The organism is Kitasatospora sp. NPDC034023, assembly GCF_055575795.1.
The window spans coordinates 1-777 of record NZ_JBVIRY010000104.1; the positions used below are offsets into that span (position 1 = coordinate 1).

Here is a 777-nt window from a genome sequence, read left to right on the forward strand (position 1 = left end):
GCGTGGGTGCCGACGGCGAGGTCGGTGGTGGTGAAGGTGGCCACGCCCGCGACGACAGTGCCAGTGCCCAGCAGGGTGGCGCCGTCGAAGAACGACACCGTCCCGGTCGGGATGCCGTCCACGGAGGTGACGGTGGCGGTGAGGACCTTGGCCTGGCCGAACACCGACGGGTCGGGCGCCGAGGCGAGAGTGGTGGCGGAAGTGAAGGGAACGGTGTCGGTGACGCTGACGGTGTTGTCGCCGTTGTTGGTCACGTACGCGTGCAGTCCGTCGGGAGTGACAGCCACATCGAACGGCCCGGTACCCACGGTGATGGTGGCCACGATGGTGTTGGTGGCGGTGTCGATCACGCTGACGGTGTTGTCGCCGTTGTCGGTCACGTAGGCGTGCAGTCCGTCGGGGCTGACCGCGACGCTGGTGGGCGCGGTACCCACGGTGATGGTGGCCACGATGGTGTTGGTGGCGGTGTCGATCACGCTGACGGTGTTGTCGCCGTTGTCGGTCACGTAGGCGTGCAGTCCGTCGGGGCTGACCGCGACGCCGGTGGGCGCGGCGCCCACGGGAATGGTGGCCTCGATGGTGGCGGTCGCGGTGTCGATCACGCTGACGGTGTTGTCACCGCTGTTGGTCACGTAGGCGTGCAGTCCGTCGGGGCTGACCGCGACCCCGAACGGTCCGGTACCCACGGGAATGGTGGCCACGATGGTGGCGGTCGCGGTGTCGATCACGCTGACGGTGTTGTCACCGCTGTTGGTCACGTACGCGTGCAGCCCGTCG

Annotated in this window: 1 protein-coding gene; it reads right to left on the bottom strand. The window is 68.3% G+C overall.

The annotated features are described in order from the left end of the window. A partial coding sequence (locus ACZ52R_RS43435) for a YVTN family beta-propeller repeat protein (RefSeq protein ID WP_465755573.1) occupies positions 1–777 on the bottom strand: 777 nt, incomplete at both ends.